The 14,135-nt window shown below is 63.6% G+C and carries 12 protein-coding genes; 2 read left to right on the forward strand and 10 right to left on the reverse strand.

Annotated features, from left to right (window positions below):
• Positions 1-20: 20 nt before the first annotated feature.
• The 7 genes from ACFPQ5_RS24195 to ubiE all read right to left on the reverse strand — a co-directional run bounded on the left by ACFPQ5_RS24195 (position 21) and on the right by ubiE (position 6,016).
• Positions 21-608, reverse strand: a complete 588-nt coding sequence (locus ACFPQ5_RS24195; RefSeq protein ID WP_379761602.1) for a DUF502 domain-containing protein — start codon at positions 606-608, stop codon at positions 21-23.
• A 49-nt stretch (positions 609-657) separates the two neighbouring features.
• Positions 658-972, reverse strand: coding sequence for an FmdB family zinc ribbon protein (locus ACFPQ5_RS24200; protein ID WP_379761604.1), 315 nt, complete (start codon positions 970-972; stop codon positions 658-660).
• A gap of 338 nt (positions 973-1,310) precedes the next feature.
• The gene (locus ACFPQ5_RS24205) at positions 1,311-1,925 is read right to left on the reverse strand and encodes a methyltransferase (protein ID WP_379761606.1); all 615 of its coding nucleotides are present in this window, start codon (positions 1,923-1,925) and stop codon (positions 1,311-1,313) included.
• Entirely contained in the window at positions 1,909-3,477 is a 1,569-nt protein-coding gene (ubiB, locus tag ACFPQ5_RS24210) for a ubiquinone biosynthesis regulatory protein kinase UbiB (protein ID WP_379761608.1), read from the reverse strand. Before ubiB ends, ACFPQ5_RS24205 begins: the two co-directional genes overlap by 17 nt.
• Positions 3,477-4,184: a ubiquinone biosynthesis accessory factor UbiJ gene (locus ACFPQ5_RS24215; protein ID WP_379761610.1), complete on the reverse strand. Its 708-nt coding sequence runs from the start codon at positions 4,182-4,184 to the stop codon at positions 3,477-3,479. The genes ubiB and ACFPQ5_RS24215 overlap by 1 nt, the downstream gene beginning before the upstream one ends.
• A 107-nt stretch (positions 4,185-4,291) precedes the next feature.
• Entirely contained in the window at positions 4,292-5,263 is a 972-nt protein-coding gene (locus ACFPQ5_RS24220) for a Tim44 domain-containing protein (protein ID WP_379761612.1), read from the reverse strand.
• Positions 5,264-5,281: 18 nt separating this feature from the next.
• Positions 5,282-6,016 carry a bifunctional demethylmenaquinone methyltransferase/2-methoxy-6-polyprenyl-1,4-benzoquinol methylase UbiE gene (gene ubiE / locus ACFPQ5_RS24225; protein ID WP_379761614.1) on the reverse strand — a complete coding sequence of 245 codons (735 nt, stop codon included), beginning with the start codon at positions 6,014-6,016 and terminating at the stop codon, positions 5,282-5,284.
• Positions 6,017-6,183: 167 nt separating this feature from the next.
• Between ubiE and ACFPQ5_RS24230 the strand changes: the two genes are divergently transcribed.
• Both ACFPQ5_RS24230 and ACFPQ5_RS24235 read left to right on the forward strand, forming a co-directional pair.
• Positions 6,184-8,394, forward strand: coding sequence for a hybrid sensor histidine kinase/response regulator (locus tag ACFPQ5_RS24230; protein ID WP_379761616.1), 2,211 nt, complete (start codon positions 6,184-6,186; stop codon positions 8,392-8,394).
• A 251-nt stretch (positions 8,395-8,645) separates the two neighbouring features.
• Positions 8,646-8,849: a cold-shock protein gene (locus ACFPQ5_RS24235; RefSeq protein WP_379761618.1), complete on the forward strand. Its 204-nt coding sequence runs from the start codon at positions 8,646-8,648 to the stop codon at positions 8,847-8,849.
• 284 nt (positions 8,850-9,133) lie between these two features.
• On the opposite strand, the gene ACFPQ5_RS24240 is transcribed toward ACFPQ5_RS24235, so the two are convergent.
• The 3 genes from ACFPQ5_RS24240 to ACFPQ5_RS24250 are packed head-to-tail and all read right to left on the reverse strand — an operon-like array spanning position 9,134 to position 13,988.
• A complete protein-coding gene (locus tag ACFPQ5_RS24240) occupies positions 9,134-9,556 on the reverse strand; it encodes a gamma-butyrobetaine hydroxylase family protein (RefSeq protein ID WP_379761620.1) in 423 nt (140 codons plus the stop codon).
• Positions 9,557-9,561: 5 nt separating this feature from the next.
• Complete coding sequence (locus ACFPQ5_RS24245; RefSeq protein ID WP_379761622.1) at positions 9,562-9,984, reverse strand: HIT family protein; 423 nt, start codon at positions 9,982-9,984, stop codon at positions 9,562-9,564.
• Positions 9,981-13,988: a DUF3683 domain-containing protein gene (locus tag ACFPQ5_RS24250; RefSeq protein ID WP_379761624.1), complete on the reverse strand. Its 4,008-nt coding sequence runs from the start codon at positions 13,986-13,988 to the stop codon at positions 9,981-9,983. Before ACFPQ5_RS24250 ends, ACFPQ5_RS24245 begins: the two co-directional genes overlap by 4 nt.
• Positions 13,989-14,135: the final 147 nt, after the last annotated feature.

The following is a 14,135-nucleotide window of genomic DNA, read 5'->3' on the forward strand; positions in this document are numbered from 1 at the left end:
TTGTAGTCCGCTCGGGAGGCTTATTCAGGAGCGACGACGCCCATGGAGACGATGTATTTCAGCGCCGCATCGACCGTCATGTCCAGCTCGACGACCTTGCTGCGCTCCATCATCAGGAAAAAGCCCGAGGTCGGGTTCGGCGTGGTCGGCACGTAGACGCTGACGTACTCGCCGACCAGGTGGTTCTTCACATCGCCTCCCGGCACGCCGGTGAGGAAAGCGATGGTATAGGAATCCGCATGCGGATACGGAATCAGCACGGCCTGGCGGAAGGCGTTGCCGGACGACGAGAACAGGGTGTCGGACACCTGCTTCACGCTGCCGTAGAGCGAGCTGACGACCGGGATACGCTTGAGCAGACGCTCGCCGATGCGCACGATGTACTTGCCCACCAGGTTGTTCGTCAGCAGGCCGGTCAGGAAGACGATGGCCAGCGTCAGGATCGCGCCGATGCCGGGAATGTCGAAACCGAACAGGGCCCGCGGCTGCCAGCGCGCAGGCACGAACAGCAGCGACTGGTCGAGGGTGCCGATGATCATGCTCAGCACCCAGGCGGTAATCGCCAGCGGCACCAGGATCAGCAAGCCAGTCAGGAAATATTTGCGCATCAGATTCTCATTGTTCTTATTGCTGCGGCCCGCAGGCCGCAGTGTCGCGTCAGGACGCGCTCGTGTCGCTCTTGGCCGGAGCCGCCGGCGCCGGGCTGGCGGCCGTCGTGCTCTCGCTGCTCGCCGCAGCCGGGGCTGCTGCAGCCGTCGTGCCGGGAGCGGTGCCGGTGGCCGGGGCGCTGCCGCCACGGAAGTCGGTCACATACCAGCCGGTGCCCTTGAGCTGGAAACCGGCCGCCGTCACCTGCTTTTTGAACGCGTCTTTGCCGCAGGACAGGCAGGTCGTCAGGACCGGATCGGAAATTTTTTGCAGCACATCTTTGGAAAAACCGCATTCATCGCAGCGGTAGGCGTAGATCGGCATCTGATACTCCGCAAAAATCTTCAAAACCCTGAATTATAAAGCTTTTAGCGGGCTCTGGCCGATTGATGGCCTTGCTGGAGCCGCCCGGCACTGCCCAGGAAAGCAGCAGTTGTGCGAAGTGTTGTTTTTAATCACCATCCGAAGGCGTCTTTCGGCCGATTCATTTGCCGAAAATCAACTCAGCTGTTTAAATAGCATCTTCGACAGCGCAAGCTGCCGCCAGGCTTCGGCCGGTGGGACTAGGTCTAAGAAACAGAAGTTAGCGCGATCCCTGATCGCCGCATGGCCGTACAAGAATGCTGCAGTTAAAAGCCCGCTCAAGCGGGCTTTTTTTTATCTCAGCGACGGCGCCACACCATCCAGCGCTCCTGCCCGCCGAAGACCGGCAGCGAGTCGACCACCTCCCCTTCCTCGACCAGCTCGAAATGCGGCGCCAGCAGCGCTTCCAGTTCGGAACGCGGGATCGCGAATGGCGGCCCTTTCGGCGCACTGCCGAAGAAAAAGAACCCGGCCAGCAAACCGTCCGCAGGCAACAGCTCCGCATAGCGCGCCGCGACTTGCGGACGCATCGTCGACGGCAACGCACAGAGGAAGGCGCGTTCGTAGATGAGCTCGAGCGGCTGCTGCGGCTGCCAGGCGAAGAAATCGGCCTCCTCTACGCGCTCCGCCCATTGCCCCACCAAGCGGCGTGCACGCTGCACGGCGGCCGGTGAAAAATCGATCGCAGTCGCGTTCCACCCAGCTTCAGACAGGAAAGTTAGTTCGTAACCGTTGCCGCAACCAGGAATCAGGGCCGTGCGCGGCGCCGGGTTGCGTTCGACAAACGTACGCAGGGCTTGCGGTACGCCGCCCAGGTCCCAGGGCGTGAAATCGCGCTCGAAGCGCTCGTCCCAGAATTCCGGGCTGAGCGGATCGCGGCTTTTGAAGCTGGGAATGTCAGAGGTGTTGGCCATAGCGCGCAAACAGGGCAGCGAAGATGATGCCCGAGGCGATGCCGCCGGCCAGCCAGGCGACGAAACCGATCAGGCGATTGGTGCGGCGCTGCTCCAGCACCAGCATCGTCAGCAGGTCGTGCGTGGCCGCATGCGGCTGGGCCTGGTGCTCGAGGGCGCGGTGCACCAGGCGCGGCAGTTGCGGGAAGATGTGGGCGTAGCGTGGCGCCTCGTCCTTGAGTTTCTCGACAAAACCGCGCCAGCCGACCTGCTCGGCCATCCAGCGCTCCAGATACGGCTTCGCCGTCTTCCACAAGTCCAGGTCCGGGTCCAGCTGGCGTCCCAGGCCCTCGATATTTAAGAGGGTCTTCTGCAGCAGCACCAGTTGCGGCTGCACTTCGACATTGAAGCGGCGCGAGGTCTGGAACAGGCGCAGCAGGATCTGGCCGAAGGAAATATCTTTCAGAGGCCGGTCGAAGATCGGCTCGCAGCAGGCGCGCACGGCCGCTTCCAGTTCGTCGACGCGGGTAGTGCGCGGCGCCCAGCCCGATTCGATGTGGGCTTCGGCCACGCGTTTATAGTCGCGCCGGAAGAAGGCAAGGAAATTCTGCGACAGGTAATCCTTGTCGAAGTCGTTCAGGGTGCCGACGATGCCGAAGTCGAGCGCAATGTAGCGGCCAAAGGTCTCCGGCTCGATCGATACCAGGATGTTACCCGGGTGCATATCGGCGTGGAAAAAGCCGTCGCGGAAAACTTGAGTAAAGAAAATTTCGACGCCGTCGCTGGACAGCTTTTTGAGGTCCACGCCTTCGGCCGCCAGGCGGTCGATCTGCGAGACCGGAATGCCGTTCATGCGCTCCATGACGATCACGCTGCTGGTGCAATAGTCCCAGTACATTTCCGGCACCATCAACAATTCCGAATCCGCGAAATTGCGGCGCAGCTGGGCGGCATTTGCCGCTTCACGCATCAGGTCGAGTTCGTCGTGCAAGTACTTGTCGAACTCGGCCACGACTTCGCGCGGTTTCAGGCGCCGGCTTTCGGCCCAGACGCGCTCGATCAGGCCGGTCGCCATGTACATCAGGGCGATGTCCTCGTCGATGGTCTTCTTCATGCCAGGGCGCAGCACCTTGATCGCCACCTGCTTGCCGTTTTTCAGGGTCGCGAAGTGGACCTGGGCAATCGAGGCCGAGGCCACCGGCACCGGATCGAAGCTGGCGAACAATTGATCAGGATGGGCGCCGAGCGCGGCCGTGATCTGGGCAATGGCGAGGTTCGAATCGAAAGGCGGAACGCGGTCCTGCAGCAGGGACAGTTCGTCGGCGATGTCGGGCGGCATCAGGTCGCGCCGTGTGGACAGCACCTGGCCGAACTTGATGAAGATGGGGCCTAGCTCCTCAAGCGCCAGGCGCAGGCGGACCGCGCGCGGGCTGGTGATCCTGCGCCAGAAAAACATGCCGTTGATGATGCGGGCGGTACGCGGTACGCCCAGGCCGGACATTGCGATTTCATCGAGGCCGTACTTGGTTGCGACCGTGAAGATTTTAAGCAGGCGCAGGAATTTCAATATCATCAGCTATCCAGGGTGTGGTCCCCGCTCGGGCGGGTTGTCGGAATGGCGGTGCCGGCGAGCACCGGCGCCGTCGGCGCGACTGGAACCGGCGGCTGCTTCATCAATTGTTCCAGGCGCGCGATGCGCTTGGCCGTGCGCTCGATGTCGTCGCGCAGGCGCACCACGTCGGCGCCGAAAGCATCGACGTCGCTCGGGCGCACCAGCACCGGGCGCTCCTCGACCAGGAACTCGGCCAGGTTTTCGGCCAGGCGGCGTCCGGCGGCATTCGCATTGGCAAAGGCGCTGCGGGCGCCGCCGGCCAGGCGCTGGGCGCCGATCGGACCGAACAGGCGTTCCAGGTCGTGCTCGGGCTCCCAACGCAAGCCGCGGCTGAGCTGGGAAATGGTATTCGCGAATTCGGCGTCGCCTTCGATGCGCACGTAGGAAAAGGCGCGCTCGCGGTTCTGGGCGATCAGCGGCAGGTCCGACAGTTTCACGTGGATGGTGACGTTCGGCACCGCATCCGGCAGCCCAGCTTCGAGCAGGCCGTCCGCGGCCACGCGCAGGCGCAGTGCCAGGTGGCCGGTATCGATCACGGCGATCTTGCCGGTATGGCGCTGCAGGGACGCGCGCGCCCAGGACTCGTCGACCAGCAAGTGGTTGATCGTGGCGACGGCGGAAGCGCTCAGCGCATGCTGCGGCGACAAAATGAAAGAGCTCGGGAACATAAATAGGGTCGCTAAAAAACAAAACCGCCCGTTGTCACGCGGGCGGTTTCGATCTTACCAGTTTGCCGGGCACAAACCCGGCCGCACAGGAAGTTTTCAGAAAAACATTACGCCAGCTGCTGGATACCCGCCAAGACCCATCCGGTGTTGCCGGACAATGGCTTTTCCATGTTCCAGACTTCGGCGAAAGGCTCGGCCGGCGCATTCGGCGCCGTACGGATCATGCCGTTGAACTGGACGCTGGCCAGGTAGTCGGCCGGACCGGTTTCGATGCCGAGCAGCTGGGCGTCGATCGAAACGACGTCGGTGAAGTCGGCATTGGCGCCGCGCTCGGCGATCTGCATTTTGAGTTCGGCGAACACCTCAGGGGTCGTGAATTCGCGCAGGTCGGCGACGTCGCCTTTATCCCAGGCTGCCTGCATGCGGATGAAGGAGGATTTCGCATGGCGCAGGAAAGCGTCGGTGTCGAAGTCGGCCGGCACGCCCCATGGGGTGTGCTGGGCTGGAGCCTTGTTCAGCGAGACGCCCGAAGCTGGATGCGGCTGATAAGGCTGCTGCAGGCCGGAACCGATATCCGGGGTCGAGAAGCTCGACGGCCCGCCCGCCGGCATCGGCTGGTTGAAGCCGCCATTGCGGAACTGCGCATTCGCCGGCGTATCCTTGCGGCGGAACATGCGCACGATGAACATCACGGCAAAGGCCAGCAGCGCCAGCATCAGCAGGGTCGACAGCACCGAGGCCATGGCGCCGCCGATGCCCAGGTGCGAGAACAGGGCGCCGAGGCCAAGGCCGAGCAGCGCGCCGCCCAGCAAGCCCTTCCACATGCTCGGACGCTGCTGGGTCGCGGCACGCGCACCGGCGGCGCCGGCAGCGGCGCCGGCGACCGGGGCGTTCGGGGCCGGGGTGGCCGCCTGCCGGTTCATCGGCGTCATCGGGGCCGGTGCCGGGGCAGGCATCTGGCGCACCGTCTGCGACTGGCGGCCGATCGAACGGCGGCTGCCCATCGGACGGGCGATCGCTTCGCTGATCATTGCCGTCGTGGTCAGGGCCAGCACCATCGTGACCAGGAATTTTTTCATTGTCGTCCCCTTTAAACCTTAAAGTTTGATACCGGTGTGCAGCGCCGCCACACCCGCCGTCAGGTTGAAGTACTGCACGCGCTCCAGTCCTGCGGTTTCCATCATCGTCTTCAGCGTTTCCTGGTCCGGGTGCATGCGGATCGACTCGGCCAGGTAACGGTAGCTTTCGGCATCGTTCGCGATGCGCTGGCCCAGCCAAGGCAGCACCGAGAACGAATACACGTCGTACGGCTTTTGCAGCGGCGCCGCCACTTTCGAGAACTCCAGCACCAGCAGCTTGCCGCCCGGTTTCAGCACGCGGCGCATTTCCGCCAGCGCCTGGTCCTTGTGCGTCATGTTGCGCAGGCCAAAGGCCACGCTGACCCGGTCGAAGTAATTGTCCGGGAAAGGCAGCTTTTCCGCATCACACAGCAAGGTGGGGGTGACCAGACCCTTATTCAATAGACGGTCGCGGCCCACGCGCAGCATCGACTCGTTGATGTCGGTGAGCCAGACTTCCCCGCTCGGCCCCGCCTGCTTCGCAAAAGCCTTCGACAGGTCGCCGGTGCCGCCGGCGATGTCGAGCACCTTGAAGCCCGGACGCACGCCGGCCTGGGCAATGGTGAAGGTCTTCCAGATGCGGTGCAGGCCGCCGGACATGAGGTCGTTCATGACGTCGTATTTCGACGCGACGGAATGGAAAACCTTGGCGACCTCGTGGACCTTGTCGTCCTCGGAGACAGTCTTGTAGCCGAAATGGGTGGTGTTGGTCATAGTGCTCTGCCGGTTGATCTGTGTGCATTATACAAGCGACATGCATGAGGCAAGCGCGGGAGCGGACCGGCGCCTGGAAATGGGCTCAGCCGTGCAGCCCGTTTTTGTTGACTCTTGTATAATTCCTTCCTCCGCCTTTCACTTCCCTTCACGCAATATTTATTTCCATGCGAACCAGGACACGCTTTCTGCTGCTTGTGCTGTCGATCCTGGTTCCCTCGTTCATCGCGGCGGCGCTTGCCGTCGCTTACGTCTATCGCGACGCCCAGATGGCGCAGAACCGCAGCATGACGGAAACGGCGCGCGCTATGGCGCTGCTGGTCGATAACGAGCTGGAAACCAAGGAAACGCTGCTGCTGGCGCTGGCCAGGGCGCCATCGCTCGAACGCGGCGATTTGCCGGAGTTCTACGAGTATGCACGCCGCGCGGCGCCGCCGCCGGCATCGGTCATGGTCCTGTTCGATCTCGACGGCCGCCAGCTCCTCAATACGCGCCGGCCCTATGGCGCCGAACTGCCGCGGCGCGGCGCATCGAACATCCCCGAATTGATGAAGCGCCATGGCGCCGAGCACACGCTGGTGTCGGACCTGTTCATGGCGCAAGTGGGCCAGCGTCATGATTTCGCGATCCAGGTTCCGGTCAAGCTGGAGGGACATCTCCGTTATCTGCTGTCCCTGGGTGTGAATGCCAGCGCGCTGCAGCGCCTGCTCGAGCGCCAGCAATTGCCGCAAGGCTGGATGGTGACCATCGTCGACCGCAACGGGCTCGTCGTCGCCCGCTCGCGCATGCCGGAGCGGTTTGTCGGCAAGCCGATCCGTCCGCAAACACGTGCGCGCCTGGCCGTTCTGCGCGAGACGATGTTCGAATCGACTTCTCTCGACGGTGTCGATTCGCGGGTGTTCGTCAGCACCGTGCCTGCGGCAGACTGGAAGATCTTGCTCAGCATCCCGGACAGCGAACTGCGCGCCGCGCCCCTGCGCGCGGCCGCCCTGCTCGGCGGCGTGATGGCGCTGCTCCTGATTGCCGGCCTGGCCGCGGCGCGCCGCTTCGCCACCCGCGCCATCGCCCCGATCGAGGCGCTCGGCCACAGCGCGAAAGCCCTGGGCGAAGGCGCCGAAGTGCCCTACGCGCCGGCCGGCTGGGCCGAACTCGACAGCGTGGCGCGGCAGCTGGCCGAGGCCAGCACCCGCATCCGCCACGGCCAGACCGAGATGGAGGCGCGCGTCGCCGCCGCGATCGCCGCCACCGAACGGGCGCAAAGCGCGCTGTTGAAGAACCAGAAGCTGGAGGCGCTGGGGCGCCTCACCGGCGGCATCGCCCACGAGTACAACAACCTGCTGCAAACGCTCACCACGGCGCTGCAGCTGGCCGCCTTCTCCACGCGCGAGGAAAAGGTCAAAGGCCTGATCCAGACCTGCCAGCGCACGGTGGCGCGCGCGACCGCCCTCACCGGCCAGCTCGGCTCCTTCGGGCGCCTGCAGGAAGCGCGCGTGACAACCGTTGACATCTGCGAGCAGCTGCGCAACGCCGTCCAGCTGATGAAGGGTTCATTGCGCAGCGACGTGGCGGTCGAAGTGCATTGCGAGAAGGACGTGTGGCCGGTGACGATCGAACCGCTGCAGTTCGACGTCGCCCTGCTGAACCTGGCGCTGAACGCGCGCGACGCCATGCCGCAGGGCGGCCTGCTGCGCCTGGAAGCGAAGAACGTCGAGATCGACTCGACCCACGAGACCCTGGCGCGCGGCGACTACGTGCTGGTCAGCATGGTCGACAGCGGCAGCGGCATGACTCCAGGCGTGATGGCGCGCGCCCTCGATCCCTTCTTCACGACGAAACCGCCGGGCCAGGGCACGGGCCTGGGCCTGCCGCAGGCCTACGCCTTCGCCACCCAGGCCGGCGGCACCCTCATCCTCGACAGCATTCCCGGCATCGGCACGCGCGTCGACCTGTACCTGGCGCGCGCCCGCGATGAAGTCGCAGCCGCGCCGCAGATCGACGAAGGCGCGGCGCCGGCGCAGGGCAGCGGCACGGTCCTGTTCGTGGAAGACGACGTCCTCGTGCGCGAGGCGGTGACGCGGGCCTTGCGCGACAGCGGCTTCGACGTGATCGTGGCCGAAGACGGCGAAGCGGCGCTGCGCCTGCTGGAGACGGCGTCGCAGCGTCCGGACGTCGTGTTCTCCGATATCGTCATGCCGGGCCAGGTCAGCGGCATCGATCTCGCCGGCCTCCTGCGCCAGCGCCATCCCGGCCTGCCGGTCATCCTCGCCACCGGCTACACCGAACAGCAGATCGACCTGCCGGGCGTGCAGGTGCTGGCGAAGCCGTATGCGATCGAAGCGCTGGTCGCTGTCCTGTCCAAGGCAACGGCGAAGGCCTGAGCGCCTGCAAATATCATGTTTTTCTCAACAATCAGAAACTTTCATTGCGCTTAAGAACGATCTCATGCGTAGCGCGACGCTTTTGTCGTATTGACCCAACTCGACAGTAAAAAATCAACGTCGAATTGTGCTTCACACAAGCGAAATTGTGCCTATAATAATTTCGCTTTGTTAAGACAGTCGTTGGCGTCATCCGTGGTTCCCGACACGCCGTAACAAGGCACATTACAATAAACTTTTGGGGAATTAAAATGACGACTGGCACTGTTAAGTGGTTCAACGATGCAAAAGGTTTTGGTTTCATCACGCCTGACGGCGGCGGTGAGGACCTGTTCGCGCACTTCTCGGCAATCAACACCCCGGGCTTCAAGTCCCTGTCCGAGAACCAGCGCGTGAGCTTCGAGATCACCACGGGCCCGAAGGGCAAACAGGCTGCCAACATCCAGCCGCAGTGATGTTGTTTTGTGCGGCTGCTCAGGCAGCCGACGCGGCTCAAACAAAAAAGCACCCTCGCGGGTGTTTTTTTATGGCTGACTTCCGTAGGGTGGGCACTCCGTGCCCACGCGGTACGACATATGCAAGCCGAGACGCCATTTGCGGGCGTTGGGGTGTGCATGGGCACGACCGCGTGGGCACAGAGTGCCCACCCTACGATATTTCAGTGACGTAGGGCGGGCATGCCCGCGCGGATCAAACGAACCAAGAACGCCGGACGCCACAGCGCCACAAGCCCACGCAATCAGTGACTATGGCTGCCGCAGACGCCGCCGCGTGGCTGCGCACCTGGCAACACCGTGCCCGGCTCGCGCCCGCTGTCGCCTTCGAAACCGGCCGCCTGCAAGCGCTGCATGTAGTCCTGCCACAGCGCCTCATGCTCGTTACCGAGCTTGTACAAATAATCCCACGTAAAAATCCCGCTCTCGTGCCCATCGGTGAACAGCGGCTTCACCGCATAATTCCCGACCGGCTCGACGCCGCGGATGCCGACCTCGCGCTTGCCGACCTGCAGCACTTCCTGCCCCGGTCCGTGGCCCTTCACTTCGGCCGAGGGCGAATACACGCGCATCAGTTCGAAAGGAATCGAGAAGGCGCGGCCGTCGTCGAAGGCGATATCGAGCAGGCGGGACTTCTGGTGGACGGTGAGTTCGGTTGGAATCGGCATGGTCTTTAAGTTTTGTTGAAACGCCGCGCAATGGCGTCGGCCAGCTGCGGCAACAAGGCGCGCCGCGCATCGAGCACGGCGGCGTCCGTTTCACGCACGGCGGTCGCCCACACGGGCGCCGGGAAGTGCGCATCGTCAGTGTAGCGCGGGATCACGTGCCAGTGCAGGTGCGGCACGACGTTGCCGAGACTGGCGACGTTGATTTTATGCGGCGCCATCACTTCGCGCACCGCCTGCTCGACTTCGACCACGGCTTCGTTCAGCAGCAGGCGGTCTTCGCGCGTTAAATCGCTCATCTCGCGCACGTGCTCGCGCCAGATGACGCGGCAGAAGCCCGGATAGTTCGCATCGTCGACGATGATGACGGCGAATTTGTCGTTGGCGACAACGGTCGGCACGTCCAATGCGCACAGCTCGCAGTTCGTCATACCAGCACCCTTTCGATGCCGCCGTTGTTGGCGCGCGCGACGTAGTCCGGCAGCCAGTTCTCGCCCAACAGGTGCTTCGCGATCTCGACCACGATGTAGTCGGCCGAGGTGCCGGCGTCATTGTTGTAGCGCGACAGGCCCTGCAGGCAGGACGGGCAGCTGGTCAGCACCTTCACTTCGCCCTCGAAGCCGTCTTCGCGCAGCTTGGCCGCGCCCTTTTCGACTTCGCTCTCCTTGCGGTAGCGGACTTGCGTCGCGATGTCCGGACGCGTCACGGCAAAGGTGCCCGACTCGCCGCAGCAGCGATCGTTCTTTTCGATCTTGACGTTGTCGACCGTGGAGACCAGCGCGTTCACGGTCTTGACCGAATCCTGCATCTTCATCGGCGTGTGGCAAGGGTCGTGGTACATGTAGCGCGTGCCCTCGACGCCTTCGAGCTTGACGCCCTTTTCGAGCAGGTACTCGTGGATGTCCATGATGCGGCAGCCCGGGAAGATCTTCTCGAATTCATAGGTCGCCAGCTGGTCGTAGCAGGTGCCGCACGATACCAGGACGGTCTTGATGTCGAGGTAGTTCAGGGTATTCGCCATGCGGTGGAACAGCACGCGGTTATCCGTCATCATCTTGTCGGCCTTGTCGTACTGGCCGGCGCCGCGCTGCGGATAGCCGCAGCACAGGTAACCCGGCGGCAGCACGGTCTGTACGCCCACTTCCCACAGCATCGCCTGCGTGGCCAGGCCGACCTGCGAGAACAGGCGCTCGGAGCCGCAGCCGGGGAAGTAGAACACCGCTTCGCTGTCGGCGTTGGTCGCCTTCGGATTGCGGATGATCGGGATGACCTTGTCGTCCTCGATGTCGAGCAGCGCGCGCGCCGTCTTCTTCGGCAGGTTCCCCGGCATCTTCTTGTTGATGAAGTGGATGACCTGCTCGCGCACCGGCGGCTTGCCGGTGGTCGGCGGCGGCGCCGCAGTCTGCTCCTTGGCGAATTTCTTGAGGATGCTGTTGCCGAGGCGCTGGGCCTTGAAGCCGACGCCGACCATCGCCTTGCGCGTGGCGTTGATGGTGGTCGGATCGGTCGCGTTCAGGAAGAACATGGCCGCGCGGTTGGCCGGCTTGAAGCTGCGCTTGTCCATCTTGCGCAGCAGGTTACGCATGTTCATCGAGACGTCGCCGAAGTCGATGTTGACCGGGCATGGCGTGACGCACTTGTGGCACACGGTGCAGTGGTCGGATACGTCCTCGAACTCTTCCCAGTGGCGGATCGAGACGCCGCGGCGGGTCTGCTCTTCGTAGAGGAAGGCTTCGATCAGCGCGGAGGTGGCGAGGATCTTGTCGCGCGGCGAATACAGCATGTTCGACTGCGGCACGTGGGTCGTGCAGACCGGCTTGCACTTCCCGCAGCGCAGGCAGTCCTTGATCGAATTGGCGATCTCGCCGATGTCGCTCTGCTGCATGATCAGCGACTCGTGGCCCATCAGGCCAAAGGACGGCGTGTAGGCGTTGCGCAGGTCGGCGTGGGCCTCTTTCAAATTGAGCAGCTTGCCCTTGTTGAAGCGCCCTTCCGGATCGACGCGCAGTTTGTAGTCGCGGAAGTCCTGGATCTCGTCGTCCGTCAGGAATTCGAGTTTGGTGATGCCGATGCCGTGTTCGCCAGAGATAACTCCATCCAAGGAACGCGCCAGCTTCATGATGCGCTCGACGGCTTTATGGGCGTCCTGCAGCATCGCGTAGTCGTCCGAGTTCACCGGCAGGTTGGTGTGCACGTTGCCGTCGCCGGCGTGCATGTGCAGCGCCACGAAGACGCGCGAACGCAGTACGCGTTTATGGATCGCGACGGTCTCGTCGAGGATGCATTTGTAGGCCGCGCCATTGAAGATCTGGCGCAGCGGCGCGCGCAAATCCGCTTTCCAGGAGATGCGCAGGGTGTGGTCCTGCACCACGTCGAACAGGGTGGCGTCGGGCTGCTGGCCGATGCGCAGGTCGAAGGTGGAAGACAGGTGGCCGAGGCCGAGTTCATCGAGCTGGTGGTGGATGGCGACCAGCTTCTGGTCGAGATTGGCCAGCACGTAGTTCCAGCGCGCCTGTACGGCTTCGACCAGGGCCACGGCCTGCTCGGGACGATCGCCCATGATCTCGTCGCGCGCGACCGTGTCGCCAGTGGCGTCGTCGCTCTTCTCGAGCGGCAGGTGGCCGCCCGACAGATAGGTGTGCAGTTCCGCGGCCAGCTGCAGCTTGTTCTTGATCGACAGCTCGACGTTGATGCGCTCGATGCCGTCGGTGTACTCGCCCATCCGGTTCAACGGGATGACGACGTCTTCGTTGATTTTAAAAGCGTTGGTGTGGCGCGCGATGGCCGCGGTGCGGGCGCGGTCGAGCCAGAATTTTTTACGGGCTTCGGCGCTCACGGCGACAAAACCTTCGCCGACGCGGGTGTTCGCAATGCGCACCACTTCGGAAGCAGCCATGGCGACGGCGTTCTCGTCGTCGCCGACGATGTCGCCGAACAGCGCCATTTTAGGGAGCGTGCCGCGCTTGGATTTGGTGGCATAGCCGACCGCGCGCAGGTAGCGCTCATCTAAATGCTCGAGGCCGGCGAGACGCAGGGTCTCGAATTCGGGCTTGCCGTTCTTCGGCAGCGAATCGAGGTAATCCTTGATCTCGACGATCGACGGAATCGCGTCGCGCGCCTGGCCGAAGAATTCCAGCGCGACGGTACGCGTGAACTTCGGCATCTTGTGCAGGATCCAGCGGCTCGAGGTGATCAGGCCGTCGGTGCCCTCTTTCTGGATCCCCGGCAGGCCGGAGAGGAATTTGTCGGTGACGTCTTTACCGAGGCCCTCCTTGCGGAACTTGCGGCCTTCGATCGTCAGCGTCTCGGTGCGGAACGGCTCGCCGCGCGGCGCGCCTTTCACGCTCGGGTGCGTCCATTCGAGTTTAAAAACGGCGGTCGGCGCGTCGTGGATCTTGCCCAGGTTGTGATCCAGGCGCGTGACTTCGAGCCAGTCGCCGTTCGGATCGACCATGCGCCAGGAGGCCAGGTTATCCAGCGCCGTGCCCCACAACACCGCCTTCTTGCCACCCGCGTTCATCGCGATGTTCCCGCCGATGCAGGAGGCGTGAGCCGAGGTCGGATCGACCGCGAACACGAAGCCGGCCTTCTCGGCCGCCTGCGAGACGCGTTGCGTCACGACGCCGGCGCCCGTGTGGATGGTCGCGTAGTCGCGGTCCACGCCCGGCAGGCGCGTCATCTCGACTTCGCCCAGGCCGATCAGCTTTTCGGTGTTGATCACGGCCGACATGTTCGTCAGCGGGATCGCGCCGCCCGTATAACCGGTGCCGCCGCCGCGCGGGATGATGGTCAGTCCGAGTTCGATGCAGCCTTTCACCAGGCCGGCCATCTCTTCCTCGCTGTCCGGCACCAGCACCAGGAAGGGGTATTCGACGCGCCAGTCGGTGGCATCGGTCACGTGCGAGACGCGGTGCATGCCGTCGAAGCGGATGTTGCGCTTATCGGTGTAGGCGCCGAGCACGGATTTCGCCTTCTTGCGCAGGTCATACATCTCGCGGAACTCGCGGCCGAAGTCGTCGACGGCCTGGCGCGCTGCAGCGAGTAGCTGCTCGACCGCGGCGCTGCGGCTGGCGGCGGTGGCGGCATCGTCCTCGTTCGCATCGACCGTGGTGCGGCGTTTATCCACTTCGGCCAGGCGGTGATGCAGCGCGTCGATCAGCTTTTGTCTGCGCTTCGGGTTGTCCAGCATGTCGTCCTGCAGGTAGGGATTCCTGCGTACGACCCAGATGTCGCCCAGCACCTCGTACAGCATGCGCGCGGAGCGTCCTGTCTGGCGTGCGCCGCGCAGCTGGTCGAGCAGCTGCCAGGACGACTCGCCGAGCAGGCGGATCACGATTTCGCGGTCCGAGAACGAGGTGTAGTTATAAGGAATTTCGCGCAGGCGCGCCGGTGCGTTATCGGCGAGCAGGGTCTGGATGTGTACTGGGGCGTTCATGGATGAGATCGACGTTGGACTGGCCCGAAGGACAACCATTCTAGCTTATTGCGGCGCACAACGCTGGGCTGGGGAATTTTCCGAAAAGCCGGCTGAGCAACAAAATATGCACACAGCCGCCTTCATGCAAATTTTCTTTGCAAAAAT

Origin of the sequence: Massilia suwonensis, assembly GCF_042655665.1 — a bacterium.
In the GTDB taxonomy this organism is placed as follows: Bacteria; Pseudomonadota; Gammaproteobacteria; order Burkholderiales; family Burkholderiaceae_D; genus Telluria; species Telluria suwonensis.